The sequence below is a fragment of the Photobacterium sp. CCB-ST2H9 genome (assembly GCF_023151555.2).
Lineage (GTDB): Bacteria > Pseudomonadota > Gammaproteobacteria > Enterobacterales > Vibrionaceae > Photobacterium.
This window is the reverse complement of sequence record NZ_CP100425.1, coordinates 2,659,474-2,686,451: the sequence shown is the minus strand read 5'-3', so window position 1 is coordinate 2,686,451 and position 26,978 is coordinate 2,659,474. Positions and strand designations below refer to the sequence as shown.

23 protein-coding genes are annotated in these 26,978 nt (G+C 54.0%); 16 read left to right on the top strand and 7 right to left on the bottom strand.

The window, feature by feature from the left end:
- Positions 1-573 (bottom strand): TetR/AcrR family transcriptional regulator, encoded by a 573-nt coding sequence (locus L4174_RS12435; RefSeq protein ID WP_248141194.1) that lies wholly within the window; start codon positions 571-573, stop codon positions 1-3.
- Positions 574-843: 270 nt separating this feature from the next.
- Here L4174_RS12435 and L4174_RS12430 point away from each other — a divergent pair, with 270 nt between their 5' ends.
- The gene (locus L4174_RS12430) at positions 844-2,367 is read left to right on the top strand and encodes a DHA2 family efflux MFS transporter permease subunit (protein WP_248141193.1); all 1,524 of its coding nucleotides are present in this window, start codon (positions 844-846) and stop codon (positions 2,365-2,367) included.
- Between the two features lie 302 nt (positions 2,368-2,669).
- Complete coding sequence (locus L4174_RS12425; RefSeq protein WP_248141192.1) at positions 2,670-4,226, top strand: AbgT family transporter; 1,557 nt, start codon at positions 2,670-2,672, stop codon at positions 4,224-4,226.
- Positions 4,227-4,288: 62 nt separating this feature from the next.
- On the opposite strand, the gene fghA is transcribed toward L4174_RS12425, so the two are convergent.
- Both fghA and L4174_RS12415 read right to left on the bottom strand, forming a co-directional pair.
- Positions 4,289-5,137 (bottom strand): S-formylglutathione hydrolase, encoded by an 849-nt coding sequence (gene fghA, locus L4174_RS12420; RefSeq protein ID WP_248141191.1) that lies wholly within the window; start codon positions 5,135-5,137, stop codon positions 4,289-4,291.
- A gap of 14 nt (positions 5,138-5,151) precedes the next feature.
- Positions 5,152-6,270: an S-(hydroxymethyl)glutathione dehydrogenase/class III alcohol dehydrogenase gene (locus L4174_RS12415; protein WP_305885149.1), complete on the bottom strand. Its 1,119-nt coding sequence runs from the start codon at positions 6,268-6,270 to the stop codon at positions 5,152-5,154.
- A 157-nt stretch (positions 6,271-6,427) separates the two neighbouring features.
- Between L4174_RS12415 and tadA the strand changes: the two genes are divergently transcribed.
- Positions 6,428-6,955, top strand: a complete 528-nt coding sequence (gene tadA, locus L4174_RS12410) for a tRNA adenosine(34) deaminase TadA (protein ID WP_256549298.1) — start codon at positions 6,428-6,430, stop codon at positions 6,953-6,955.
- 37 nt (positions 6,956-6,992) lie between these two features.
- On the opposite strand, the gene mltF is transcribed toward tadA, so the two are convergent.
- Complete coding sequence (gene mltF / locus L4174_RS12405) at positions 6,993-8,483, bottom strand: membrane-bound lytic murein transglycosylase MltF (protein WP_248141190.1); 1,491 nt, start codon at positions 8,481-8,483, stop codon at positions 6,993-6,995.
- A 398-nt stretch (positions 8,484-8,881) separates the two neighbouring features.
- On the opposite strand from mltF, the gene purL reads away from it, so the two are divergent.
- From purL to L4174_RS12390, 3 genes are all read left to right on the top strand, one after another.
- Positions 8,882-12,787: a phosphoribosylformylglycinamidine synthase gene (gene purL, locus L4174_RS12400; protein ID WP_248141189.1), complete on the top strand. Its 3,906-nt coding sequence runs from the start codon at positions 8,882-8,884 to the stop codon at positions 12,785-12,787.
- A gap of 245 nt (positions 12,788-13,032) precedes the next feature.
- Positions 13,033-13,371, top strand: coding sequence for a nitrogen regulatory protein P-II (gene glnB, locus L4174_RS12395; RefSeq protein WP_248141188.1), 339 nt, complete (start codon positions 13,033-13,035; stop codon positions 13,369-13,371).
- Positions 13,372-13,607: 236 nt separating this feature from the next.
- Entirely contained in the window at positions 13,608-14,399 is a 792-nt protein-coding gene (locus tag L4174_RS12390) for a hypothetical protein (RefSeq protein ID WP_248141187.1), read from the top strand.
- Here the strand turns inward: L4174_RS12390 and L4174_RS12385 are convergent, their stop codons facing one another.
- Complete coding sequence (locus tag L4174_RS12385; RefSeq protein WP_248141186.1) at positions 14,400-15,026, bottom strand: YitT family protein; 627 nt, start codon at positions 15,024-15,026, stop codon at positions 14,400-14,402. It lies immediately after the preceding gene.
- A gap of 500 nt (positions 15,027-15,526) precedes the next feature.
- On the opposite strand from L4174_RS12385, the gene glyA reads away from it, so the two are divergent.
- From glyA to L4174_RS12335, 10 genes are all read left to right on the top strand, one after another.
- Positions 15,527-16,777, top strand: coding sequence for a serine hydroxymethyltransferase (glyA, locus tag L4174_RS12380; RefSeq protein ID WP_248141185.1), 1,251 nt, complete (start codon positions 15,527-15,529; stop codon positions 16,775-16,777).
- A 150-nt stretch (positions 16,778-16,927) separates the two neighbouring features.
- On the top strand, positions 16,928-17,377 hold the full coding sequence (nrdR, locus tag L4174_RS12375) for a transcriptional regulator NrdR (protein WP_036751583.1): 450 nt from the start codon (positions 16,928-16,930) through the stop codon (positions 17,375-17,377).
- Between the two features lie 6 nt (positions 17,378-17,383).
- Positions 17,384-18,511: a bifunctional diaminohydroxyphosphoribosylaminopyrimidine deaminase/5-amino-6-(5-phosphoribosylamino)uracil reductase RibD gene (ribD, locus tag L4174_RS12370; protein ID WP_248141184.1), complete on the top strand. Its 1,128-nt coding sequence runs from the start codon at positions 17,384-17,386 to the stop codon at positions 18,509-18,511.
- 17 nt (positions 18,512-18,528) lie between these two features.
- Positions 18,529-19,191 carry a riboflavin synthase gene (locus L4174_RS12365; protein ID WP_248141183.1) on the top strand — a complete coding sequence of 221 codons (663 nt, stop codon included), beginning with the start codon at positions 18,529-18,531 and terminating at the stop codon, positions 19,189-19,191.
- A gap of 40 nt (positions 19,192-19,231) precedes the next feature.
- Entirely contained in the window at positions 19,232-20,335 is a 1,104-nt protein-coding gene (gene ribBA / locus L4174_RS12360; protein ID WP_248141182.1) for a bifunctional 3,4-dihydroxy-2-butanone-4-phosphate synthase/GTP cyclohydrolase II, read from the top strand.
- Between the two features lie 197 nt (positions 20,336-20,532).
- Positions 20,533-21,003, top strand: coding sequence for a 6,7-dimethyl-8-ribityllumazine synthase (ribE, locus tag L4174_RS12355; RefSeq protein WP_036749961.1), 471 nt, complete (start codon positions 20,533-20,535; stop codon positions 21,001-21,003).
- Positions 21,003-21,473, top strand: coding sequence for a transcription antitermination factor NusB (gene nusB / locus L4174_RS12350; protein ID WP_248141181.1), 471 nt, complete (start codon positions 21,003-21,005; stop codon positions 21,471-21,473). The genes ribE and nusB overlap by 1 nt, the downstream gene beginning before the upstream one ends.
- Positions 21,474-21,555: 82 nt before the next feature.
- Entirely contained in the window at positions 21,556-22,533 is a 978-nt protein-coding gene (gene thiL / locus L4174_RS12345; protein ID WP_248141180.1) for a thiamine-phosphate kinase, read from the top strand.
- Between the two features lie 3 nt (positions 22,534-22,536).
- A complete protein-coding gene (pgpA, locus tag L4174_RS12340; RefSeq protein ID WP_248141179.1) occupies positions 22,537-23,022 on the top strand; it encodes a phosphatidylglycerophosphatase A in 486 nt (161 codons plus the stop codon).
- A 125-nt stretch (positions 23,023-23,147) separates the two neighbouring features.
- Entirely contained in the window at positions 23,148-25,154 is a 2,007-nt protein-coding gene (locus L4174_RS12335; protein WP_248141178.1) for a hypothetical protein, read from the top strand.
- A 65-nt stretch (positions 25,155-25,219) separates the two neighbouring features.
- Here the strand turns inward: L4174_RS12335 and L4174_RS12330 are convergent, their stop codons facing one another.
- Positions 25,220-26,014, bottom strand: a complete 795-nt coding sequence (locus tag L4174_RS12330; protein WP_248141177.1) for an ABC transporter ATP-binding protein — start codon at positions 26,012-26,014, stop codon at positions 25,220-25,222.
- A gap of 24 nt (positions 26,015-26,038) precedes the next feature.
- Positions 26,039-26,968: an ABC transporter permease gene (locus tag L4174_RS12325; RefSeq protein WP_248141176.1), complete on the bottom strand. Its 930-nt coding sequence runs from the start codon at positions 26,966-26,968 to the stop codon at positions 26,039-26,041.
- Between the last annotated feature and the right edge of the window lie 10 nt (positions 26,969-26,978).

The window sequence follows — 26,978 nt, the reverse complement described above, 5'->3', positions numbered from 1 at the left end:
TCAGCGCGTTTGCACCAGTCGAAGACACACAGAGGTCACGTCACGCGCATACGATTCATAATTTTCCGGGTTGAGCGCAATGGCTTCATCGGTGGCACCATGCACGCCATGATAGATCATTAAGGCCGTGATGCGTGGTTGCTCCAACGTCCAGAGACCGGCTTGCATGCCTCCCTGTAGAATTCCTTCCAGTTGCGTCAGAAGAACATTTCTCTCCGGATTGGTCCGATCATGGTGATGGGTATAAACGATGTCGTGAGTACGGTAGGTCTCGACGTACACCAGCACACTGGTGTAAATCCAGGTACATAAACGCTTCTGCCAGTCATCCGGTGCACAGGCTTCAACCGCTTCTGCCAGACGATTTAAAAATCGGACGGTATAGAGCTCCCCCATGGCGCCAAGCAGTTCATTCTTGGAGGTGAAGTAGTGGTAAAAGGTCCCCTTTGCGACCTGGGCAAGTTTGACGATTTCGTTGATCGTTGTTGCTTCAACACCCTTCTCCAAAAACAGCTTTTCTGCGGCAGCCATCAGTTCGTTCAGTCGTACTTCAGCGGGTTTGGTGCGAGGCATTTTTTGCTGTTTCATTGTGCTCACTTGCGGCAGTTATCAATAATCATCAGGCAGAGAAAATCCGGAGGATGCATCAGGCGATTTAGCGCGTTGGCATCGGCCGTCTGTCGGTCGATGGTATGCGATCGACTATATCGCCGCAACACGATCAGTGGTGTGTCAGTCGATTTGCCAGGCGAACTGTGGTCTGAATAAATCCATTGACCGACGGTCGGTCGGATCATAAGATGAGAATTAATCTCAATATCGATTTTTGACCGGTGGTTCGCAATGCAGAAATATCGTGTTCATGCTTTAGTTGCAGCAGCCTATCTGGGGACATTTCTTGCGACTCTGGATATCAGTATCGTCAATGTCGCGCTGCCAACCCTTCAGTCAGCGCTACATGCAGACTTGGCGGGATTACAGTGGGTGGTAAACATCTATGCGATTGCGCTGTCAGCGGTGATGTTGTCGGCAGGGCCCCTGGGTGACAGGTATGGCCATAAACGGGTGTGGTTGGGCAGTGTACTTTTGTTTGTGATTGGCTCTCTGGCCTGTGCCGCAGCCGGCCGGTTGGAAACGCTTTTGTGGGGGCGGGCGATTCAGGGCGTTGCCGGCGCATTGCTGATCCCGGGGGCGATGCCGATCCTGACGCATGCATTTACTGAACCGCATCAGCGAGCGCGTGCGATCGGAGGCTGGTCGGCATTTAGTGCGCTGGCACTCATTTCTGGCCCTTTGGCCGGCGGGTTATTGGTCGAACATTTTGGCTGGGAAAGTGTTTTTCTTGTGAATGTCCCCTTTGGCATTGTTGCCTTCATGCTCGGAGCATGGGGGATTCCTGAGCGTAAGCATCCGGAACTGGCCGCATTTGATCCGGCAGGGCAGGTGCTCAGTATGTTGTGGCTGGGCATGCTCAGTTATGGTTTGATCAAAATCGGTGAGCAAGGAGCTTTATCTGATGATGTACTGGTGTCGCTGAGTATTGCGTTGGCAGGTTTCTGTGCTTTTATCTGGGTAGAGCGTCGCGTCCGGCGTTCGTTATTGCCAGTCCGGTTGTTCCGGAATCGATCTCTGGCACTTGCCAATACAGCGTCGTTTGTACTCGGATTCTCCAGTTACAGCAGCCTTTTTTTCCTGTCTCTGTTTCTCCAGCAGGCGCAAGGATACTCACCTGCGCAGACCGGGTGGCAGATGATGTCGGAATTTTCGGTTATGGCTGTGGCCTCTTTGATGTTTGGGCGCCTCGCAGCCCGTTTTTCCCTTCAGTTGCTGATGGTCGCAGGTTACACATGTGTCGGGGTCGCCTTGTGTGTCATGGTGAGCTTCACGCCGTTCACCTCATTTGGTGTTATCGCAGTGACTTTCGCCTTACTGGGGCTGGGCACTGGGTTGTCGGTCCCTGCGACTGGCATGATGGTGATGGGCGGAGCCCCGCCGGAAAGTGCTGGCATTGCTTCAGCTACTATGAATGCATTGCGGCAAACCGGCATGACAATGGGGATTGCCCTCTTGGGCAGCATCATGAGCATTCATGCTGTTCATACGTTGACGGTTGCCGGAAAAGTGGCTGGATTAGCTGACGCTGCCGAAATGGCAGAGCGGGCAGTGACAGATAACATTTTTCCGGTGCACACAGACCGGCTGGCCGAACATTATGGTTCTCTCTATCAATCTGCGATGGCAGACAGCTTTGGTTTCGTCATGTTCTGTGCGGGGATACTCTGTCTGCTGGTTTCAGGCCTGCTGCTATGCTTTGCAGGCGATCGGACGACCTTGGCACCCGAGGTTATTTCTGCAAATCGGCAATAAAGTAATGGTGATTGTTGTCGGAGACAGAATCGAGCAGGTATTTTATATTCATTTCGGTTCATATTTATTGAATCAAGGTGCTTTGATGGTGCCTTTTGGGTTGACGGCAACGCCCGAAAAGAGACGGCTCAGATGTTGGTTTAACAATCTTTTAATAAATCAATGCGTGGATAATTATTCTGTAATAATTTGTTAATGTGGGCTTTATAACTAAAAAATGCATCTGGATTAGTTTTACTGAATTATGACAATCGAGTACTCTCCAGCTTTCTACTCATTCGATTTAATAAGGAAGTACAACTATGAGTGAGCTCCTGAGCCCGGCGAAGAACTCGCGGGGCGTGATTAAGTTCATAGAACGTGCGGGACAAAAAATTCCGGATCCTGTCGTGATCTTCATGTTTCTTTTCGCCTTCATTCTGGTTCTGACAAGCTTGATTGGTGGCATGCAGTTTGAAGTGATGGGCGCCGATGGCGGTAGTGTGACTCATACCATCAAGAGCATGACGGATACTGAGCATGTTCGCTGGTTGTTTGACAATGCATTGCTGCAAAACTGGCTGGCTTTTGGCCGTGGTGTTCTGGGTGTCATTCTGATTGTGATGCTGGCTGTAGGGATTGCAGAGCATTCGGGTCTGTTGTCGGCACTGATCAAGAAAGTTGGCCTGCGCATCAGTGATCGCTGGTTGCCGTATATGGTGGTTTTCCTGGGGATTATGTCCTCGATTGCCAGTGATGCCGGTTATCTGGTGCTGATCCCGCTGGCGGGTCTGCTGTATGCCGGATTGGGTAAAAACCCATTGATTGGTATGGCGGCGGCCTTTGCCGGTGTTTCGGCTGGTTTCAGTGCCAACCTGATCCCGGCAACGCCTTCTGATGTGATTCTGGGCGTGAACGCCCGTATTTTTGCAGAAGCACAGGGCGTTCCGTTCACAACGGCCAGCGGTGAGCCACTGAACCCGGCTACCATGCACTATTACTTCATTTTTGTTTCGACCGTTGTGCTGACCGTGATTGGTGGCTGGATCACCAACCGCTTTATTGCCCCGCGTTTGTCTTCAATGGACTATCAGCTACCGGATGATCTGAAGCTGGATGATTTTCAGCTGACAGATCGTGAGCAGAAAGGTCTGCGGATGGCGGGTCTTGGTCTGCTTGCGGCGCTGCTCGGGATTTACCTGCTGGCAACCGGTCCGCTGGCGCCTTATACCAATGCAGCCGGCCGCGAAGTCACACCATACCTTGACAATGTCATTCTGCTGATTTCTTTTGTGTTTGTCGTTGTGGGTCTGTGCTACGGCATTACCACGCGGAAGTTCAAGTCTTTGCAGGATGTTGTGACAGCGATGGTGAAACAGATGAACACCATGGGATACATCCTGGTGCTGACCTTCTTCTGTTACAACTTCCTCGCGATGCTGAGCTATTCCGGTCTGGGTACTTACGTCACTTACCTGGGGGCGACTTTCCTGAGTTCTCTGGGGTTACAGTCGTTCCCGATTGCGCTGATCATTGGCTTTATTCTGACGACTGCATTCATCAACCTCTTTGTGGGCGGGATGACCTCCAAGTGGATGCTGCTGGGACCGATCTTCGTGCCGATGCTGTATCAGGTGAATCCAAACATGACGCCAGACATGGTGACGGCGGCCTTCCGTGTCGCGGACTCTGCCACCAACATCATCACACCAATGATGACCTATGCCGGGGTGATTCTGGCCTTTATGCGGAAGTACAAACCTGAACTGAAGTTTGGGGATGTGATCAGCATGATGGTGCCTTACTCCGCTGCATTCCTGGTGTTGTGGTCGGCGTTGCTGGTGATCTTCTTTGCCTTTAGTCTGCCACTGGGTTTCTAACAGCGAAGAAATCATCAGACTCTGAACGGTTACGCCCGGCTTGATGCCGGGCGTTTTTCGATTCAGGGTCTGAAATACTGGGCATGAAATCGCAGGTGGTCTTCGATGAAACTGGCTATGAAGTAATAGCTGTGATCATAGTCGGGTTGCATGCGCAGGTTAATTGGATAGTCTGCCTGTTCGGCGGCCTTCAGCAGGGCGCCGGGTTTGAGCTGGTGGCTGAGAAATTCATCCGCGGTTCCCTGATCCACCAGTACCGGCAGATGGGGTGTACTCAGGGCGAGCAGCTCACAGGCATCATACTGTTGCCAGACGACGCCATCATCCGGACCCAGATAATTCGCAAAGGCTTTCCGACCCCAGGGGGTTTCTATCGGATGGCTGATGGGGCTGAAGGCAGATACAGAGGTGTATCGTAATGGATTGCGCAATGCGATCACCAGTGCGCCATGGCCGCCCATGGAGTGCCCGGCAATCGCCCGCTGCTGCGTGACCGGAAACTGTGCTTCGATCAGCGCGGGCAGTTCATCGGCCACATAGTCATACATCTGATAGTGCTGCTGCCAGGGGGGCTCGGTGGCATTTACATAGAAACCGGCCCCGAGGCCGAGGTCGTATGCCCGTTCAGGATCATCCGGAACCTGCTCGCCTCGCGGACTGGTATCCGGTGCAACAATGGCGATGCCCAGTTCGGAAGCGACCCGGTGCGCCCCCGCTTTCTGCATGAAATTTTCATCGGTGCAGGTCAGGCCCGACAGCCAGTAGAGCACGGGCACTTTTTCTCCGATTTCTGTCTGCGGCGGAAGATAAATGGCAAAGCGCATCGTGCACTTCAGGTCATCTGACACATGCCGCCATTGCTGGTGCCAGCCGCCAAAGCTTTTGTTGTTGCTGACAAGTTCGCTCTTCATGCCATCCTCACAACTCAGTAGTGAATGACGGAACGGATACTCTTTCCCTGATGCATCAATTCGAATGCCTGGTTGATGTCCTCCAGCGGCATGGTGTGCGTGATGAAATCATGCAGCTGGAATTCATGGTTCAGATATCGCTCGACGATATCGGGTAGTTGTGTCCGGCCTTTCACGCCGCCAAAGGCTGTCCCGCGCCAGACCCGGCCGGTGACTAATTGGAAAGGACGGGTCGAAATTTCCTGTCCGGCACCGGCGACCCCGATGATCACCGACTCGCCCCAGCCCTTATGGCAGCACTCCAGTGCTGCACGCATGACCTTCACGTTGCCGATGCATTCAAAAGAGAAGTCGACGCCACCGTCCGTCAGTTCAACGATCACGTCCTGAATGGGCTTGTCGTTTTCGTTGGGGTTGATGCAGTCTGTCGCGCCAAATTTTTTTGCCAGGGCAAATTTATGTTCGTTCACATCAATCCCGATGATGCGCGAAGCGCCGGCCATGGTTGCCCCGAGTATGACCGACAGGCCGATACCGCCCAGGCCGAAGACTGCCACGGTATCGCCCGGATGCACTTTGGCGGTGTTGAGTACGGCGCCCATGCCTGTGGTGACTCCGCAGCCCAGCAGGCAGATCTCTTCCAGTGGCGCCGCCGGATTGACTTTGGCCAGGGAGATTTCGGGCAGCACGGTGTATTCCGAGAAAGTAGAGCATCCCATGTAATGGAATATCGGTTCACCGTTCAGAGAAAAGCGGGTCGTGCCGTCCGGCATCAGGCCTTTGCCCTGGGTGTCGCGTATTTTCTGGCAGAGGTTGGTTTTGCCGGATAAACAGAACTTACATTCGCCGCATTCCGGTGTGTAGAGGGGAATCACATGGTCCCCAACCTGAACCGTGGTGACCCCCGGGCCGACTTTTTCGACAATACCGCCGCCTTCGTGACCGAGGATGGCCGGGAATATTCCTTCCGGATCTTCACCAGACAGCGTAAAGGCATCGGTATGGCAAACTCCGGATGCCACAATACGAACCAGCACTTCCCCGGCTTTGGGAAGCTCAACATCGACTTCTTCGATGGTCAGAGGCTGGTTGGGCCCCCAGGCGACTGCAGCCCGGGATTTGATCGTTTCCATGGCATGCTCACTTTGTCATTGTCATGATTCATATAAAGTAGGTGAGAATTACGCGTTGTGCCTAATGTGGAGCCTGCCGGATTGCTGGACGATGCTGGTGGGCGTGAGGCGCATCGCTTATAATCCGACGCCCCGGAAGTCACAGCAGAGAACCAAAGTGAGCGACACAAGCAGTCAGGACGAATTTTTCATGCAGCGGGCCATTGAGCTGGCGGGCAGGGCAGAAGCCGAAGGTGAAGTGCCGGTCGGGGCTGTGGCTGTCCTCAATGGTGAAGTGATTGGTGAAGGCTGGAACCGCTCGATTGGTCAGCATGATGCCACGGCGCATGCCGAGATCATGGCGTTACGTCAGGCCGGTCAAGTGCTGGCTAACTATCGTCTGCTGGATGTCGTGCTCTATGTTACCCTGGAACCTTGCCCGATGTGTGCAGCGGCCATGGTGCACAGCCGGATTGGCCGGGTGGTATACGGCGCACCGGATCCCAAAACCGGTGCAGCGGGCAGTGTGATGAACATGCTCAGTTATACCGGGGTGAATCATCATGTGGCGTTTCAGGGCGGGATGATGGAAGATGCATGCCGTCAGCAGCTGCAGGCCTTTTTTAAACGGCGCCGTGCCGAGAAAAAAGCACTGAAACAAGCCAACCGGCTTGCAGAACAGCAGGACAATCATCAGGAAGATTAAATGCCGGGTGGCCTGGCAGCCACCCGGTCGGGGTTGATCAGCGACTCACGTTTTTTTGAGGCTGGGTGTTTTCGATCACGGCTTCGATAGCATTGTCTGCCGCCTGCTCAAGCAGGGTCGTCCCGTTGTCATTCGTTTCAACCGGGGCAATGGTCTGCCAGTCGTCAACCAGCCGGATCCCTTCACTGTTCAGGGGCTGGCTGTGTGCCTGTTCATAGCCGATGATGCTTTGATAGTACCGGCGGATATTTTCCACGTAGAGCAGGGCTTCATCACCGCGAGCGTAACCATAGCGGGTCTGGCGGTAGAACTTCCGCTGGCGCAGTAACGGCAGCCGCTGTTTGACATCACTCCAGGCGTCCGGATTACCCCCTTGCTTCTTGGTCAGACGACGGGCATCCATCATATGGCCATATCCGACATTATATGACGCCAGCGCGAACCAGACTTTTTCGTGCGGTTCAATGCTGTCCGGGATGCGGGCGATCATTTTTCTCAGATATTCCGTTCCCCCGCGAATACTTTGTTCCGGATCCAGACGGTTCTGGACACCGACTAATTTCGCGGTTGGCAGTGTCAGCATCATCATGCCGCGGACACCTGTCGGAGAAACTGCCCTCGGGTTCCAGTGCGATTCCTGATAAGAAAGCGCCGCCAGCAGGCGCCAGTCAAACTCGTCGGCGTACTTTTTGAAGATACTTTCCCAGCGCGGCAGTTTACTTTCCAGAGCGCGCAGAAATGCCCGGGTATCGACATAGTCGAACTGATCGACATGGCCGAAATATTTCTCTTCCAGTTTCGCCAGTTCGCCGCTCTGTTTGAGCTCGCCGAAAAATTCAATCAGCAGCGCATACAGGCTGTCGTCATTGCTCGGGTTCAGGAACCAGCCGATCGGCTGGTCATCGGTCAGTTCCAGCGCAACGGCGATATCCGGATGAATCCGCTGGCTCAGGGCAACATCCACAGAATCAGCGACGGTATAATCCAGTTCGCCGACAGCGACTTGTCTGAGCAGCTCTTCGCTGTCGACTTCATCAACGGCATGCCAGGTCAGGGCCGGGTGATCTTTTTTGAGCTCCAGCAGGTTCTTTTCATGGCTGGAATCCCGCACGACAACCAGCTGGCCTTTATTCTGGGCCAGATCGTCGACATCACGCGGGCGCCACTCCCCTTTCTTATAGACCAGAATCTGACTGGCATAGTAGTAGGCGGGTGCCGCACGAAAAGACCGGACCCGTTCCGGTGTCATGGTCAGCCCGGCGGCGAGCAGATCGACATCGCCGCGGGTCAGGGCCGGGAACAGACCTGAGAGAGAGAAGACCGGCTGCATTTCCAGTTTGACGCCTAACTTGTCGGCGAAACGCTGGGCAAGGTCATAGTCCAGTCCGGTCGGGCCGTCCGGACCAATGTAGTAGGAAATCTGATTGTTGAGTGTCCCGACGCGGAGGACGCCACTGTCGCGGATCCGTTCCAACTCTGTGCGGGTGTCATTTTCCCACTGACATCCCGATAATATCAAGCTTGTCAATAAGATAGCGACCAGGTTCCGCAGTCTGGCGGAAAAAGCTAACCGTCTCAATAATTCATGCTCATCTGTCTATTTAGTGGTCCTTTATACCAAAGGTCGCATTCTGGGCAAAGCTGAGCCCCATTTGATCTTATCCGGCGACCGGATAATAGGTGAAAATTTGCGCATTTTTGGGCAGGTGGTCAAAGATCGCTGTCGATCGGCGACGGATTGAAAAAAAATCGCGCAAACGGTTGCGTCAGGTGTTACGTCACACCCGCTTTTCCCGTATACTACCGCCGTTCCTCTGAACCGAAGGGGGAAATCAGCGCTGAACAAGGTGGCATTGACGTGGCTCCCGGGGTGGGGATCAGGCCAATATCACCTTCATTCAATTGCTAATCGAGAGTCGTACGCACATGGAAATTTTGCGTGGTTCACCCGCACTGTCTGAGTTTCGTGTCACTAAACTGCTGGCGCGTTGCCAAGCCTCGGGTCTGCCTGTCACAGGTATTTATGCCGAGTACATGCACTTTGCTGAGCTGGCTGCGCCGCTTGACAGCCAGGCACTGGAGACCCTGACCAGCCTGCTCACCTATGGCCCTACGATTGCCGAGCACGAACCAAGCGGCACGCTGCTGCTGGTTACCCCACGTCCAGGCACCATTTCCCCTTGGTCTTCCAAAGCAACGGATATTGCCCGTAACTGTGGTCTGCAACAAATCAAACGTCTTGAGCGCGGTACGGCTTATTATGTCGCGACCTCCGCTGCGCTGAGCGAGGCCCAGCAAACAACGCTGCAAGGTCTGCTGCATGACCGCATGATGGAAGTCGTGTTTGATGATTTCAGTCAGGCAGAAGCCCTGTTCCGACACGCTGAACCTGCGCCGATGCAGAGTGTGGATATTCTGTCCGGTGGCCGTCAGGCGCTGGAAGAAGCGAACCTGTCTCTCGGGCTGGCACTGGCTGAAGACGAGATTGATTATCTGGTTGAAAACTTCACCAGACTGGGCCGGAATCCGAACGACATCGAACTGATGATGTTCGCACAGGCGAACTCCGAGCACTGCCGCCATAAGATCTTTAATGCAGACTGGACGATTGACGGTGTCGATCAGGAAAAGTCGCTGTTCAAGATGATCAAAAATACCTACGAGCAACACAGCGATTACGTTCTGTCAGCATACAAAGATAATGCTGCAGTCATGGTGGGCTCTGAAGTGGGTCGTTTCTTCCCGGATGCGGAAAACCGTCAGTATAACTACCATCAGGAAGCGGCTCATATCCTGATGAAAGTGGAAACCCACAACCACCCGACAGCCATTTCCCCATGGCCGGGCGCTTCGACCGGTTCCGGTGGTGAAATCCGTGACGAAGGCGCAACCGGGATCGGCGGTAAGCCGAAAGCTGGTCTGGTTGGCTTTACCGTGTCAAACCTGCGCGTTCCGGGTTTTGAGCAGCCTTGGGAAACCGACTTTGGCAAGCCGGGCAGAATTGTGACGGCGCTGGATATCATGCTGGAAGGCCCGCTGGGCGGCGCGGCGTTCAACAACGAGTTTGGACGTCCGAACCTGCTGGGTTATTTCCGTACCTATGAAGAAATGGTTTCTTCTCATAACGGCGAAGAAATCCGGGGTTACCATAAGCCAATCATGATTGCCGGTGGTATGGGGAATATTCGTGATGAGCACGTTCAAAAGAAAGAAATTCCAGTCGGTGCCAAGCTGATCGTATTGGGCGGCCCGGCGATGAATATCGGTCTGGGCGGCGGCGCGGCCTCTTCCATGGCTTCCGGCCAGTCAGCCGAAGATCTGGATTTTGCCTCGGTTCAGCGTGAAAACCCGGAAATGGAACGTCGCTGTCAGGAAGTGATCGACCGTTGCTGGCAGCTGGGTGATGACAACCCGATTGCCTTTATCCACGATGTCGGCGCTGGGGGTATCTCGAATGCTCTGCCTGAGCTGGTGAACGACGGTGAGCGTGGCGGTAAGTTCCAGCTGCGTAATGTACCCAACGATGAACCGGGCATGAGTCCGCTGGAAATCTGGTGTAACGAATCCCAGGAACGTTATGTACTGGCAGTTGCACCGGAACAGATGGCCGTATTCGATGCTATCTGTCAGCGCGAGCGTGCACCGTATGCGGTTGTCGGTGAAGCGACAGAAGAGCGTCATCTGACACTGGATGACAGCCACTTCGACAATACGCCGATTGATATGCCGATGGATATTCTGCTGGGTAAACCGCCGAAAATGCATCGTGATGTGACCTCACAAAAAGCACAGGGAACGGCCATTGACCGCAGCGGTATTGTGCTGGAAGAAGCGACACACCGCGTGCTGCGCCTGCCGGCCGTTGCCGAGAAAACTTTCCTGATCACCATTGGTGACCGCACGGTGACCGGTCTGGTTGCCCGTGACCAGATGGTGGGTCCTTGGCAGGTACCGGTTGCGAACTGTGCGGTGACGGCAGCAAGCTACGACACTTACCATGGTGAAGCCATGTCAATGGGTGAGCGCACGCCGGTTGCCCTGCTGGACTTTGCGGCCTCGGCCCGTCTGGCCGTCGGTGAAGCGATTACTAACATTGCCAGTGCCGACATCGGCGATCTGAAGCGGATTAAACTGTCTGCAAACTGGATGTCTCCGGCCGGTCACCCGGGTGAAGATGCTGGTCTGTATGAAGCGGTGAAAGCCGTCGGCGAAGAGCTGTGTCCTGCGCTGGGTCTGACGATTCCGGTCGGTAAAGACTCCATGTCGATGAAGACCAAGTGGGAAGAGAACGGTGAAGAAAAAGAAGTCACCTCTCCGCTGTCCCTGATTATCACCGCTTTCGGCCGTGTGGAAGATGTCCGTAAAACAGTGACACCACAGCTGCGGACAGACCAGGGCGAATCCAGCCTGATCCTGATTGACCTGGGTTGCGGTAAGAACCGTTTGGGCGCGACCGCGCTGGCACAGGTTTACAAGCAACTGGGTGACCAGCCAGCCGATGTGGACAGCCCTGAGCTGCTGAAAGGCTTCTTCCATGCCGTTCAGAGTCTGCTGCGCGACGGGAAGCTGCTGGCTTACCATGACCGCGGTGACGGTGGTCTGTACGTGACGCTGGCTGAAATGGCCTTTGCCGGTCACACCGGGGTTGAAGTCGACCTGAACACCACAGATGCTGATGCCTGTGATGATGTGCTGGCGGCCCTGTTCAACGAAGAGCTGGGCGCGGTGCTGCAGGTACGTACGGAAGATCTGGCCCATGTGGAGCACGTGCTGGCGAAATTCGGTCTGGAAGCCTGCAGCCATGTGATGGGTACGGTCGTCGATGAAGATGTCGTGCGTATCTGGAACGGCAACGATCGGGTACTGGAACAGAACCGGACTGAACTGCGTACAATCTGGGCTGAAACGACTTATCAGATGCAGGCTATGCGTGACAATCCAGCCGGTGCCCTGCAGGAATTCGAAGCCAAGAAAGACAGTCAGGACCCGGGCCTGAACACCAAACTGAGCTTTGATATCAATGAAGATGTCGCCGCGCCGTTTATTGCGACGGGTGCGCGTCCGAAGATGGCAATTCTGCGTGAGCAGGGTGTGAACTCCCATGTTGAAATGGCGGCAGCTTTTGACCGTGCCGGTTTCGATGCCCGTGACGTGCATATGAGTGATATTCTGTCCGGTCGTGTTGAGCTGGACGGCTTTAACGGTCTGGTGGCTTGTGGCGGCTTCTCATACGGTGACGTCCTGGGTGCCGGTGAGGGCTGGGCGAAGTCCATCCTGTTCAACAGCATGGCGCGTGATCAGTTTGAGCGTTTCTTCCATCGTGACAATACGTTCGCACTGGGTGTGTGTAATGGTTGCCAGATGATGTCCAACCTGCGTGACCTGATTCCGGGTGCAGATTTGTGGCCGCGCTTTGTCCGCAACGAATCTGAGCGCTTCGAAGCACGTTTCAGTCTGGTGGAAGTTCAGCAGAGTGACTCGTTGTTCTTCAACGGGATGGCGGGTTCCCGGATGCCAATCGCCGTATCTCACGGTGAGGGCCGGGTTGAAGTACGCAATGCGGAACATCTGTCTGCGATTGAGCAGTCTGGCACCATTGCCCTGCGTTATCTCGATAACTACGGTAAGGTGACTCAGAACTATCCGGCCAACCCGAACGGTTCACCGAACGGGATCACCGGTCTGACGACTCAGGACGGCCGTGTGACCATCATGATGCCGCACCCGGAGCGGGTCTTCCGTACTGTGGCGAACTCCTGGCATCCGGACGACTGGAATGAGAACAGTCCGTGGATGCGGATGTTCCGTAATGCCCGTGTCAATCTGGGCTAAAACACTGCTGGCTGCGTGCCGGACAGCTGATTCTCAAACCGCTGCCAGGTGCAGCGGTTTTTTTATGGGGACGGGAATTACCGGCGGCTTGGAAATCATGAGCCGTCTGTCAGCGAGCCGTTGAGTTTTCAATGAAAAATCGGTGATAATGGGGGCTTTCCGGTATCGGTGATTGCACGCCGAGACCCCGCCCCGGGGGCAGCAGACCTCAGGGTCAACAGACCCTCAGCAAAGGATATTGTGAGATGAAAAAAATCGAAGCCATTATAAAGCCATTCAAACTGGATGATGTGCGTGAGGCCCTGGCAGAGGTGGGGATCACGGGAATGACTGTGTCCGAAGTCAAAGGGTTTGGTCGCCAGAAAGGCCACACGGAGTTATACCGTGGCGCGGAATATATGGTCGACTTTCTGCCGAAGGTAAAACTGGAAATCGTGGTCAGTGATGATGTGGCAGAGCAGTGTGTCGAGACGATTATTGAAACGGCGCAAACCGGTAAGATCGGCGACGGTAAAATCTTCATGTTTGATATTGAACGCGTAGTCCGGATTCGTACCGGTGAAGAAGACGAAGACGCCATCTGATTGTATTTATGCAAGAATTTCCGGAGACGTACAATGTCTCCGACTGCTGCAGCCCCGGCCTTGTCCGGGGCTGTGCTTTTTTTGATGTACTCTGATTGTGAAGCGGTCTCTGATTGTTGATTTGATCATTTAATATCCAATTTTCTCTGTCGCATTGTTGCCTTAGGCTGTCTTCGCGGATATCGGAATGACGCAACGGCCGAAAGTTTATTTCAATGTCTGCAAGGAGAGTCATCATGAAACGCGTGTCCCTGTCGACTTATGGCGGCCTTGCCATCTCCGTACTGACAGCTGCGGCAGTGGTGATCGTCGTTGCACCTTTGATGTCGAAACTGATTCACTCAAATCCGAAGTTTTTTCCCTTTTCTGTCCTCCCGATTTCTTCAGAAATATGGTCATACTGGCCATGGCTGGCAGCAGCGGCGGTTTTTGCTCAGATTCTGAGTCTGAAGCTGCTGACAAAGTCCGCTTTCCTGGGGAAGTGTCTGGTCCTGTTCGCAACAGTGGTACTTTTTCCGCTGGGGCTGATTTTCCATATTTGCTATTGGGCTGATGCGCAGCGCTGGCGGCTGCGGCAGGTACAGGATGTGAAATCTGAACTGAAGCCGGAAAACCCGCAATTTGGTTTTTGCGATGAAGATCCGCTGGCCTTCGGACTGGCTGGGGTCGGGATTCTGATGATGATTGTGGGGATGCCTTTAGGCGGCCTGGCTGTGCTGGCAGGTCTGGTTATTTTTGCCCGGAATCTGGCCGGGAAAAAGAAAACGGCACTGATGGTTACGCCTGAAGCGTTGTTTATCACCCCCAATCCCTGGCTTGGTTGCTATCGCATTCCTTTTTCTCAGATTTCTGCGGTATCCATGGTGAAAAATCAGCTGAAACTTCAGGTTGAGTGTGCGGAAGGGAAGCCTTTGCAGCTCGCGGTAAATATCAATGCGCTGGATCGCGACTTACGCCGTCAGGCAAAAGATGTCTTGCTGGACAAGCTGGCTCATGCCGGTTTGCTGCATGAGCCAGTCGTTGTGTAATCAGTCGTTCGTCACGGCCGCGGTGGCTTTGCCATCGTGATACCGGCCTGGTTTGTGGTTCATGGCCAGAACCAGGTTCAGCATCACAGCGCCCAGCAGTGACAACAGCAGAATAGTCGGTGTCATCAGGAAATAAGAGCAAATCAGAATGCAGATATCGATGCCCATCTGAAGCTTGCCTGCTGAAATGCCGAATTTTTCCTGCAGATAAAGCACCAATACGTTAAACCCGCCCAGGCTGGTGTTATGCCTGAACAGAATCAACATTCCCAATCCCATCAGCAAGCCGCCAATCACGGCACAGTAAACCGGATCAAACTGGCTGATAGCCACCACATGGTGCAGGTTGTCTGTAATGACTGAAACCAGCGCTCCACAGCACACACTGGTCAGTGCAAAGCTGCGGTTCATGCGGAACCAGGCCATGATGTAAAACGGAATATTCGCGACAAAGTACAGCTGACCGAAACTGAAATCTGTAAAGTGGGTCATCAGCAGCGCTAAGCCGGTTGTTCCGCCTGTCAGTAAGTTTGCCTGTTGTAAGAAAAAAACGCCTTGCGCGACAATGAATGTGCCAGTCAGAATGGCAATCAGGTTTTCTTTGCGAGAGTGGCCGCGGTGTTTCAATCGATACCTCCAAAAAATACCCCTCTGATACTGCGTGACGTCAATGCGACGGCACAGGAGGGGAAATGCGCGCGATATGTTATAGCGTGGCTGGAAAAAATGAATCCCGGAGCTGAAGGTAAAGAAATACAGTTTGTAATTTAAAATTTACGGTTTTGTAAATCATTATTTTCGCATTATGGTTGCGTTCACATTTTACGATGTAATTTTTTTGATGGATGTTTGTGCAAACTTGAAAGAAATTCATCTTCCAGATGAGAAAAACGAACAAAAAAGGGGATAAAAAAACGATTTCGGGGCTATCTGAAAAGGAGTATTTTCGCTAAAATGCCGACTTATCTGCTGGCGTGACGAAAACGTTTGCGTTGCCGTGGTGTCTGGGCTTGTGTTTTCAGCACCAATCGGGAAAAATGCAGATTATTTCCCGTTGACCTAAGAGTCTGACCTTGTCAGATACTTAGGTGAGCGAATTTGAGAACTATCTGAGTCAGGAGAGACTGATGCTAAAGCGTGACATGAATATTGCTGATTATGACGCGGAACTGTTTGCGGCCATTCAGGAAGAAACAGCCCGTCAGGAAGAGCACATTGAGCTGATTGCTTCTGAGAACTACACCAGCCCGCGTGTAATGGAAGCCCAGGGTTCACAACTGACCAACAAATACGCAGAAGGTTACCCGGGTAAGCGTTACTACGGCGGTTGTGAGTATGTAGATAAAGCTGAGCAACTGGCAATTGATCGTGCATGCCAGCTGTTTGGTGCTGAATACGCGAATGTTCAGCCACACTCAGGTTCTCAGGCAAACAGTGCGGTTTACATGGCCCTGCTGAATGCCGGCGATACCGTTCTGGGCATGAGCCTGGCACACGGTGGTCACCTGACTCACGGTTCTCCTGTGAACTTCTCCGGTAAGCTGTACAACATCATTCCTTATGGTATCGATGAGCAAGGTCAGATTGACTACGCAGAAGTGGAAGCGCTGGCGCTGGAACACAAGCCGAAAATGATCATCGGTGGTTTCTCTGCTTACTCTCAGATTGTTGACTGGAAGCGCATGCGTGAAATCGCAGACAAAGTTGGTGCTTACTTCTTTGTTGATATGGCGCACGTTGCAGGTCTGGTTGCTGCGGGTGTTTACCCGAACCCTGTACCGCACGCACATGTAGTGACCACAACAACGCACAAAACACTGGCTGGTCCTCGCGGCGGTCTGATCCTGTCAAATGCAGGTGAAGAGCTGTACAAGAAACTGAATTCAGCCGTTTTCCCTGGCGGTCAGGGCGGCCCGCTAATGCATGTCATCGCAGCCAAAGCCGTTGCGTTCAAAGAAGCAATGGAGCCTGAGTTCCAAGCTTACCAGCAGCGTGTTGTCGATAACGCCAAAGCCATGGTGGGTCAGTTCCTGGAGCGTGGCTACAAGATCGTTTCCGGCGGTACCGAGAACCATCTGTTCCTGGTTGACCTGATTGATAAGAACATTACAGGTAAAGAAGCTGATGCCGCGCTGGGTGCAGCGAACATCACTGTGAACAAGAACAGTGTACCTAACGATCCTCGCAGTCCTTTCGTGACTTCAGGTATCCGCATCGGTACACCAGCGATCACCCGTCGCGGTTTCACGACGGAAGACGCGAAAGCACTGGCGAACTGGATCTGTGACGTGCTGGACAACATCGAGAGCCAGGACGTGATCGATGCAACTAAAGCGAAAGTGCTGGATATCTGTAAGCGTCTGCCAGTTTACGCGTAAGCAGGTCAGGCTGAATACAGACCAACATTTAGGTCAGAATAGTGAAACGGCATCCATCGGATGCCGTTTTTGTTGATAAAAAATTTAGCTTTGCGCCTCTCAAGTCAGTTGATTTGGGTTACACTGAGTCGACGAAATTGAGGAGGCAAGATGCATTGTCCGTTTTGTGGTGCCAATGACACCAAAGTAATCGATTCCCGTCTGGTCGCTGACGGTCATCAGGTCCGGCGCCGTCGTCAGTGCCTGGCGTGCAGCGAGCGTTATACAACTTTTGAAACCGCTGAACTGGTGATGCCGCATGTCATTAAAACCAATGGCAGCCGGGAGCCGTTTAACGAAGACAAGCTGCGTGGTGGCATTGAACGTGCACTGGAAAAACGTCCGGTCAGTGCAGATGACATTGAACGAGCGATCAATACGATAAAATCCCGCTTGCGTGCGACCGGAGAGCGCGAAGTAAAATCCGATATGATCGGCAACCTGGTGATGGATGCGCTGATCGAACTGGATAAAGTCGCCTATATTCGTTTTGCCTCTGTGTACCGTTCGTTCGAAGACATCCGGGAATTTGGTGAAGCGATCGCCAAACTGGAAAAATAATTCAAGATGTTTACACCGACCGATCACGCCATGATGCGTCGCGCCATCAGTCTGGCCCGGCGTGGCCGTTTCACCACTGCCCCTAATCCGAATGTCGGCTGCGTCATCGTGAAAGATGACACTGTGATTGGTGAAGGTTTTCACTATCGTGCCGGGGAGCCGCATGCGGAAGTCTTTGCACTGCGTGCTGCCGGGGAAAACGCCCGGGGCGCAACGGCATATGTCACGCTGGAGCCTTGCTCCCACTACGGCAGAACACCGCCCTGTGCAGAAGCGCTGATTGCGGCTGGGGTTTCCCGGGTGGTCTGCGCTATGGTTGATCCGAATCCGCAGGTTGCAGGCCGGGGTGTCGCCATGCTCAGAGACGCCGGAATTGAAGTCGAAACAGGATTGCTGGAAGCTGATGCACTGGCACTCAATCCGGGCTTTATCAAACGCATGAAAACGGGGTTGCCCTATGTTCAGCTCAAGCTGGCTGCCAGTCTTGACGGCAGAACAGCATTGGCCAATGGCGCCAGCCAGTGGATCACCGGTCCTGAAGCCAGAGCGGATGTTCAGCGATTTCGTGCGCAGTCAGGTGCGATTCTGTCGACCAGTGCCACAGTTCTGGCGGATAACCCGTCTTTGAATGTTCGCTGGCAGGAGCTGGGGGAACGGACGCAATCTGAATATCCTCAGCCTGAATTGCGACAGCCGGTCCGGGTGATTATCGACAGTCAGAATCGTCTTCAGCCCACACAACGTTTGTTTTCTCTGCCGGGGAAAGTGCTGCTGGCCCGCGGGCAGGCAGATACGCTTTCATGGCCGGAAAATGTCTCACAGCTGGTTGTCCCGGTGCAGGAGAATGGTCAGCTGGATCTGACGGCGCTGATGCAGGCATTGGCCCGTCAGGATATCAATCATCTCTGGGTAGAAGCAGGCGCCGGTCTGGCCGGTGCTTTAGTTCGTGCCGGGCTGGTGGATGAGTTGATCCTGTATCAGGCCCCGAAACTGATGGGCAGCGACAGCCGCGGCCTGATGGATTTGCACGGCCTGTCTGCGATGTCAGAAGTGCCGTCACTGGTTCTGAAGGACGTTCGGATGGTCGGGCAGGATATTCGCATTCGCGGCAGTATCAAAACACCTGCGCCGTAGAGTAAGGAAGTATTAGGATGTTTACAGGTATTATTGAAGCTGTTGGCACGATTCAGGCGCTGACAGTGAAAGGGCAGGATATTTCCGTCACGGTGAACAGTGGCCGGCTGGATCTGTCTGATGTCAAGCTGGGTGACAGTATTGCCACCAACGGCGTCTGTCTGACCGTGGTGGCCCTCACCGGTCAAGGGTATGTTGCAGATGTCTCACTGGAGACACTGAACCGGACTGCTTTTAAAGATTACAAACCGGGACAGGCGGTGAATCTGGAAAAGGCAATGTTGCCGACGACCCGATTTGGCGGCCATATGGTGTCGGGCCATGTAGATGATGTGGGGGAAATTATTTCCCGCACGCAAACCGGCCGGGCCATTGAATTCTGGGTGAAAGCGCCGGATCATCTGGCAAAATACATTGCTGAGAAGGGCTCTGTCAGCATTGATGGGATCAGCCTGACCGTAAACGCAGTGCGGGGTGCGGAATTCAAGCTGACGATCGTGCCGCATACAGCTGGCGAAACCACGATGGACGGGTTTAAACCCGGCCGCCGGGTGAATCTGGAGGTGGATGTCATTTCACGTTATCTGGAGCGTCTGATGCTGGGAGAGAAAGCAGCACAGGCTGGCGGTTCGTCAGAGCTCAGCATGGAACTTCTGGCCCGGAGCGGCTTTCTCGGCTAAACCGCTATCATAAAGAATAACTAAGGTGAGGGATTGCAACATGGCGTTAAGCAGCGCACAGGAAATTATCGAAGATATCCGTCAGGGCAAAATGGTCATTCTGATGGATGACGAAGACCGTGAAAATGAGGGTGATCTGATTATCGCATCAGAAAAAATCACACCTGATGCGATTAACTTTATGGCGACCCATGGCCGGGGTTTGATCTGTCTGACGCTGACCCAGGCGCGCTGCCAGCAGCTGAAACTGCCGCTGATGGTGCAGGACAACACCGAGCAATTCAGTACCAATTTCACGATTTCCATTGAAGCAGCCCGTGGGGTGACAACCGGTATTTCTGCCGCTGATCGTGCCCGGACCGTGCAGGCAGCGGTTGCCAAAGATGCCTCACCGGCAGACATTGTGATGCCGGGACATATTTTCCCGCTGATGGCACAGGAAGGCGGTGTACTGGCTCGTGCTGGTCATACAGAAGCGGGCTGCGATGTGGCCCGTCTGGCCGGATTAGAAGCATCCAGTGTGATTGTCGAAATTCTGAATCCGGATGGCACCATGGCCCGTCGTCCGGATCTTGAAGTGTTTGCGGCTCAGCACGGCCTGAAGCTGGGCACCATTGCGGATTTAATCGAGTATCGCAATAACAACGAGACAACAATAGAACGTGTGGCCGAGTGCGTGTTGCCGACAGAATTCGGTGAGTTCGACCTGATCACTTACCGCGATACGATCGACAACCAGATCCACTATGCATTGCGGAAAGGCAATGTCTCGCAAGATAACCCGACGCTGGTACGGGTGCATCTACAGGATACTTTTAAAGACATTCTGCATTCAGGCGCGTCCCAGTGGACTTTGCCTTCAGCGATGCAGCGGATTGCTGACCAGGGCGGGGTGATGGTGATTCTGAATCGTCATGAAACTCAGGATGGTATGATCACCAAAGTGAAGCATATGGCTTCGCAGGCTGACGGCCAGCCGGGAGTGAAGCTGAATCCGAAGAACCCGTCACGCCAGGTCGGTGTGGGTTCGCAGATTCTGGCTGATCTGGGGGTTGGCAAGATGCGCCTGCTGTCGTCCAGTAATCAGCGCTACCATTCACTGTCCGGCTTTGGGCTGGAAGTGGTGGAATATATTTGTAACTAAGGGGAAAGGAGCGGTGTGCTCCTGAACCTGAAATACGTTTAACATACTGTTTTCATTCATCTCTGCGCCGGAATCGGGATCGCACTTTACCGCGGTTTATGACTTGACAGTGAAGTCAATTGGTATCACGTATAAATTGTGATAGACTCCCGCGGTTTCTCAATCCGGAAAGAAAAGACATAGTCACAGGAAGGCCCATGAAGGTAATCGAAGGCGCCATCGCGGCACCCAACGCAAAAATTGCTATCGTTATCAGTCGCTTCAACAGTTTCATCAATGAAAGCTTGCTGGAAGGTGCGCTGGACGCACTGAAACGTCAGGGACAGGTAAGCGACGACAACATTACCGTTGTACGTTGTCCTGGTGCTTATGAGCTGCCTCTGGTCGCCCAGCAAGTTGCGAAAAGCGACCGTTATGATGCCATCGTGGCACTGGGCTCTGTGATCCGTGGCGGTACTCCGCATTTCGAGTATGTTGCCGGTGAATGTAATAAAGGTCTGGCTCAGGTGGCTCTGGAGTACAACACTCCGGTTTCATTTGGTGTCCTGACTGTAGACACAATTGAACAAGCCATCGAGCGTGCCGGTACCAAGGCTGGTAATAAAGGGGCAGAGGCTGCACTCAGCGCGCTTGAGATGGTAAACGTCCTGTCCCAAATTGAATCCTAATGGGGGTTAGTGTGAAACCAGCCGCACGTCGTAACGCACGACACTTTGCCGTCCAGGCCATTTATTCCTGGCAAATCACCAAAGGAAATGCTGCCGATATCGAAATGCATTTTCTGTCTGGCGAACAGTTTGAAGAAGAAGCACATCAGGCTGAAGCGCCTGTTCTGGCTGCACCACAGACCGATGTGGAGTACTTCCGCGATCTGTTTACCGGTGTGGTGCTGAACCATCAGGAACTGGACAGCAAGATGCGTCCTTATCTGTCGCGTCCGCTGCAGGATCTGGATCAGATGGAACTGGCGCTGCTGCGTCTGGCCGTGTACGAAATCATGAAACGTGAAGACGTACCGTTCAAAGTTGTGATTAACGAAGCAATCGAACTGGCGAAAGTTTTCGGTGCTGAAGACAGTCACAAGTTTGTGAATGGCGTGCTGGATAAACTTGCACCTGTTCTGCGTAAAAAAGCATAATCGTTTTTTGAAAACGAAACTGAGGCCAGCTCTGCTGGCCTTTTTTCTGGGTAAAACGACCATCAAGAACTTCTGACCTTCTATGGCTAGTAACGAATTCGATTTAATCGCCCGGTATTTTGCCCGTCAGCCGGTTCAGCGGAGTGATGTTGCGCTGGCGATTGGCGACGACTGTGCTTTGCTTGAAGTCCCGGCTGGCTGCCAGCTGGCCGTCAGTACCGATTCTCTGGTATGCGGGAATCATTTTCTGGCGGGTATGGACCCGGCACTGGTGGCAAAGAAAGCACTGGCAGCCAATCTGAGTGATCTGGCGGCCATGGGGGCGACACCGGCCTGGGTATCCCTGGCAATCACTCTGCCTGAAGCGGACGAATCCTGGCTGGCCCGCTTCTGTGACGGCTTTTTTGAGATGGCTGATTACTATCAGGTTCAGCTCATTGGCGGTGATACGACCAAGGGACCGCTGAGCCTGACGCTGACGGTGCATGGCTTTGTACCTCAGGGGCAAGCGCTGACCCGGCACGGTGCCAGTGCCGGTGATCTGATTTATGTCACCGGTAATCTCGGCGACAGTGCGGCAGGATTGGCCGTCTTACTAAAGCAGGTCACGGGCACTAAGCCTGAGCTGGCGGAGCATTTGCTGAACCGGCATTATCAGCCGCAGCCCCGGGTGTTAGCCGGACAAGCGCTGCGTGGAATAGCCTCGGCTGCGCTGGATATTTCTGATGGCCTGATTGCCGATCTGGGCCACATCCTCAACCGGTCGGATGTCGGCGCGGTGATTGATGTTGACCGTCTGCCGCTGTCTGCTGAACTGATGTCATTCTGTGGCGGCGATCAGGATGCTGCCGGGAAACTGGCACTCACCAGCGGCGAAGAATACGAACTCTGTTTTACGGTTCCGGCCCATCACCGTGGTGCACTGGATGTGGCTTTGTCTCATGCAGGCGTGAAGGCGACTTGTATCGGAAACATCCGGGCCGGAGACAGTGTGACACTTGAAAGGAACGGGCTGCCGCTTGATTGGCAGCTGCATGGATACGATCATTTCTCGGGGTAAGTTGTGCGAGATCCCAAACTGTATATCAAACTGAGTAACCCCTGGCATTTGCTGGCAACCGGATTTGGCAGTGGCCTGTCACCTGTCATTCCCGGTACAGTCGGAACGCTGGCGTCGGTACCAATTTACTATCTGCTGATCCAGTTGCCTTACGCGGCTTATCTTGGGATCACCCTGATCGCAGCGCTGGCGGGCATTTACATCTGTCACAGAACTGCGCAGGACATGGGGGTTCATGACCATGGCAGTATTGTCTGGGATGAATTTGTCGGCTTTTGGATCACGATGGCCATTGCTCCGCCGATGAGCCTGCCCTGGGTGATCAGCGGTTTTATTCTGTTCCGTTTCTTCGACATGGTGAAACCCTGGCCGATCAGCTGGCTGGATAAAAATGTCCATGGTGGCGTGGGGATCATGGTCGATGACATCCTGGCCGGTTTCATGGCCATGATTACGCTGTGGGGGCTGGGCCACTGGATGGGCTGGTAGTCCCGAAGTGAAGCCTTCTGTGAAGCCGTGCATTGTGCACGGCTTTTTTGTCCAATTTTTAACCCTTCATCGTATCGTCTTTCACGCTAAGCTAAAGCTGATTCCCGCTGCCTTGAGGGAGCAGAATGCGTTGCGGAAGACTGATTTGTTTACTGATGATTTTGCTGACCTGTGCTGTGAAGGCACAGGTTTACCCGTCAACGGGAGCTGCGTGGCTCTTTCCCGGTGGATGGGAAGAACCGCTGACGACGTCACGCTTTCACTCGGCAGAAGCCGTAAAACAGTGGGAACTGCACCATGCTGATCTGGTGCTCGGAAGCTGGCAGTCTCCGGCGCTCAATCAGCAAAGCCACGTACTCCTTCCGTTTCAGCTCCAGAATCTGTCCTGTCATCCGGATGAACAGCGTCAATGGCTTTACCGTCAGGCAGGATTGGCGGGTGTGGAGCCAGAACGCCTGTTTCTGCATTATGCCGAAGATACCCGCCTGTCCTGGCAGGATTCTGCGTCATCTCCCTTTCCGGAACTGCCTGAGCCGCAGCCCCGGCAGTTCTGGACTGAGCTGAACGGCCAGTTCAGCACGGCAAACCTGCCGGTATCTCTGGTGGAATCACAGTCCCTGATCCTGATGGCAGATGATCCGTTCACGGTACTTGAGCTGGAAGCCGGCAGGCCGCCAATGCAAGTACTGTGGCAAAGCCCCATTGGCTGGCAGCTGCTTGATGTGCGATGGCAGCAACAGGGCGAAACCCTGTTTACGGGCTATTTGACCATGCCAGACGGATGGCAGCCAGCGGTGCTGACGGGAACCACATCAGAGGCTGCCTGGACGATCGCATTGCGCTGGCCGCAGGAAACCCGTGTCGCTTCGGTTCGGTTACAGCCCTGGCTGGTTCAGGATACCAATGGTTTATTTGTTCCCGGCTGGGACCCGGTGAATGACAAAGATCAGAACGGATTGCTCAGCGACGATGAATTCCAGAGCCGGATCAATCCTTCCGCGAGTGCCCGCTTTCCCTATCAGGCCCGGGTGCTTGTCAGTGGCCGCCGCCCGGCATCTTCTTGTGTATACCGGGCGAATCTGAGCGATCCGGCAATCCAGGTTTTGCTGATGAGATGGTATCGATACCATTGGCGCCGTGAGGGCGTCGCTGGTGGCTACCTGCCACGACTGAAGCCATTACTGGCTGGAAGCAATATCTCGGTCGACAGTGGGGGGCAGTTACTGGAGCTGCCTTTGGTGGCAGGGACAGCAGAGGCCGAAGACCGCTATTTTGAAATGCTGGTGGCATTACTGAACAAGATGAAACATCAGTTTTCGCCGCCAGTGCTTGCTGCCGAATTCTCAGGGCTCTCGCTGTGGCAGCAAAATGCACCGGAAGCTGCCTTGAAAGGATTGGTGGACATCTGGGTGCGGCCCCGTTTGATCTCCCCGGCGATGGGATTGGCGAAGCTGCAGCAAAGCTGGCAGCAATTTTCTTTGAGTGCAGACGGGGTACAGAGTGTGCTGATGGTTTCGATGCGAGACGGTTACAGCGATTTACACCCCAGTGACAGTAATGCCTGGACGCGTGATACGGAAACCGGACTGGCACTCTATTACCTGTTCAATCAGCCGGGACTGACGTATTACCACAATTGGGGCAACAGCCAGACTTATGACAGCACCAATACGACGGTGCGGGACTGGTATCGCCCCGGCTTGCCCAAGAACTGGGTCTATCAGCCATCCGGGATGCTGAGGGGCGATCTGGGGAAACCCGTTGCTCCGCCGAAAGGGTATAAAGTCGTCTGGTGGCAGGCGGACCCGTTAAGCGGAGACAGCCGAAAGCCGGTGTTGGGGGCGCATCAGATGCTGCCTGCGAACTGGTTCTGGCTCTATCGCAGCGGCTGGTTCAGCAAACAGCCAGCAGAAGGGGTGATTGCCCGGCGGTATGAACATGGTCTGGTGGTTTACCGGGCAATCCAAAAGGCCGGGCAAAAAAGCTTTCTGGAAACCAGGCCGATGCGCATTTCCCTGCCCGGTACTTATGAGCAGGTATTTTATGACGGCAGTACAGGAGAACCGATCAATTATATTGAATTGGGGGGGTATCAGGGGGCTGTCCTGCGTAAATCTGCGCAGGAACAGTGAAGTGGCAAGGAAGTGCAGAAAAGGATGAGGCGGAAAATTCCGCCTCATGAGTCGAAGCTGATGAATCAGCTGAGCAGCAGGCTGTCGTCAGCCAGCTCTTCGCCCCGCACTTTGCTGAACATCTCCAGCAGATGTTTCACGTCCATATTGGCCCGCTCCTGACCTGCCACATCCAGTACAATATTCCCCTGGTGAAGCATGACGGTCCGGTCGCCATAGGCGAGGGCATCTTTCATGGAGTGAGTCACCATCATCACAGTCAGGTCAAATTCCTCGACCACGCGCTTGGTGAGTTCCAGAACGAAAGCGGCCATTCTTGGATCCAGTGCTGCTGTATGTTCATCAAGCAGCAACAGCTTACTGTCAGCCAGCGTCGCCATGACCAGACTGACAGCCTGACGCTGTCCGCCGGATAACAGGCCTATGCTGTCTCCCAGCCGGTCTTCCAGTCCCAGGCCCAGAATACTGATCCGTTCCTGAAACAGTTTTCTGCGCTGTGACGACAAGGCCAGCTTCCAGGTACGGCGGCTGCCGCGCTGCATGGCCAGCGCCATATTTTCCTCAATGGTCAGTGAGGCGCAGGTTCCTGCCAGCGGGTCCTGAAAGACCCGGGCTGCATACTGTGCCCGTTCATGCACCGCTTTGCTGGTGACATCAACGCCATTGATAACCACTTTCCCGTCGGACATCGGGGTTTCCCCGCTGATGGCACCCAGCAGGGTGGATTTACCGGCGCCATTTGAGCCGATGACAGTCACAAACTGGCGTTCCGGGACCGTCAGGTTGACCCCGCGCAATGCCTGATTTTCAAGAATGGTGCCTTCATTGAAGGTAACGCGGATGTTGTTGAGTTCAATCATAGTGTTCTTACCTTCTGGTCCGGCTTACGCGAGCTTCTTTTTTGTGGCAACGGCCTGTTTTTTCTTCCGCTGAAAATTGCGCTTCATCTTCGGTGCAATCAGCGCCAGCGCAACCAGAACTGCGGTGATCAGGTTCAGGTCGGAGGCTTTCAGACCGAACATGCCGGTACTCAGCGCAAACGCGACCGCCAGACGATAAAGCACGGAGCCCAGAATTACGGCAACAACCGCTACCCAGATTTTACGGCCCGGGATCAGGGTTTGACCCAGGATCACCGCAGCCAGACCGACCACAATGGTGCCGACCCCGGAGGTCACGTCGGCGAAGTTGTTGGTTTGTGCAAACAGCGCACCGGAGAAACCGACAAATGCGTTTGACAGCGCCAGACCAAAGTAGGTGTAAAGGGCTGTATTACCACCCTGGGCACTGACCATCCGGCTGTTCACGCCGGTAGCGCGCAGTCCCAGGCCAAAATCACTGGCCAGCAGGCGAACCACAAACCAGCCGCTGAAGATCACCAGTGCCAGAATGACCGCCAGGCGGATCAGGCCAGCATCCATTCCGGTGTCAAAAGCGAAGTTTTCGAATGGGGTCAGAATGGTGTCATCGCCCAGCAGCGCCAGGTTCGGACGCCCCATAATACGGATGTTGATCGAGAAAGCGGCGATCATCGTCAGGATACTGGCCAGCAGGTGCAGGATCCCACAACGTACGGCAAGAAAAGCGGTCACCAGACCACACATTCCTCCGGCCAGCACCGCCAGCATTGTCGCAAGCCAAGGGTTGACTCCGGCGATAATTGCGGTCGCAGCGACAGCAGCCCCCATCGGGAAGCTGCCATCAACAGACAGATCCGGAAAATCCAGAACACGGAAAGTGAGATAAACGCCAAGAGCAACCAGGCCATAAACCAAGCCGATTTCCAGCGTACCGATCAAAGCAAAGAAAGACATCAACTGCTCC

Coding starts and splice junctions, on each gene's coding strand:
- L4174_RS12435 (WP_248141194.1), bottom strand. CDS start 573: ATGCCTCGCACCAAACCCGCTGAAGTACGACTGAACGAACTGATGGCT.
- L4174_RS12430 (WP_248141193.1), top strand. CDS start 844: ATGCAGAAATATCGTGTTCATGCTTTAGTTGCAGCAGCCTATCTGGGG.
- L4174_RS12425 (WP_248141192.1), top strand. CDS start 2,670: ATGAGTGAGCTCCTGAGCCCGGCGAAGAACTCGCGGGGCGTGATTAAG.
- fghA (WP_248141191.1), bottom strand. CDS start 5,137: ATGAAGAGCGAACTTGTCAGCAACAACAAAAGCTTTGGCGGCTGGCAC.
- L4174_RS12415 (WP_305885149.1), bottom strand. CDS start 6,270: ATGGAAACGATCAAATCCCGGGCTGCAGTCGCCTGGGGGCCCAACCAG.
- purL (WP_248141189.1), top strand. CDS start 8,882: ATGGAAATTTTGCGTGGTTCACCCGCACTGTCTGAGTTTCGTGTCACT.
- glnB (WP_248141188.1), top strand. CDS start 13,033: ATGAAAAAAATCGAAGCCATTATAAAGCCATTCAAACTGGATGATGTG.
- L4174_RS12390 (WP_248141187.1), top strand. CDS start 13,608: ATGAAACGCGTGTCCCTGTCGACTTATGGCGGCCTTGCCATCTCCGTA.
- glyA (WP_248141185.1), top strand. CDS start 15,527: ATGCTAAAGCGTGACATGAATATTGCTGATTATGACGCGGAACTGTTT.
- nrdR (WP_036751583.1), top strand. CDS start 16,928: ATGCATTGTCCGTTTTGTGGTGCCAATGACACCAAAGTAATCGATTCC.
- ribD (WP_248141184.1), top strand. CDS start 17,384: ATGTTTACACCGACCGATCACGCCATGATGCGTCGCGCCATCAGTCTG.
- L4174_RS12365 (WP_248141183.1), top strand. CDS start 18,529: ATGTTTACAGGTATTATTGAAGCTGTTGGCACGATTCAGGCGCTGACA.
- ribBA (WP_248141182.1), top strand. CDS start 19,232: ATGGCGTTAAGCAGCGCACAGGAAATTATCGAAGATATCCGTCAGGGC.
- ribE (WP_036749961.1), top strand. CDS start 20,533: ATGAAGGTAATCGAAGGCGCCATCGCGGCACCCAACGCAAAAATTGCT.
- nusB (WP_248141181.1), top strand. CDS start 21,003: ATGGGGGTTAGTGTGAAACCAGCCGCACGTCGTAACGCACGACACTTT.
- thiL (WP_248141180.1), top strand. CDS start 21,556: ATGGCTAGTAACGAATTCGATTTAATCGCCCGGTATTTTGCCCGTCAG.
- L4174_RS12335 (WP_248141178.1), top strand. CDS start 23,148: ATGCGTTGCGGAAGACTGATTTGTTTACTGATGATTTTGCTGACCTGT.
- L4174_RS12330 (WP_248141177.1), bottom strand. CDS start 26,014: ATGATTGAACTCAACAACATCCGCGTTACCTTCAATGAAGGCACCATT.
- L4174_RS12325 (WP_248141176.1), bottom strand. CDS start 26,968: ATGTCTTTCTTTGCTTTGATCGGTACGCTGGAAATCGGCTTGGTTTAT.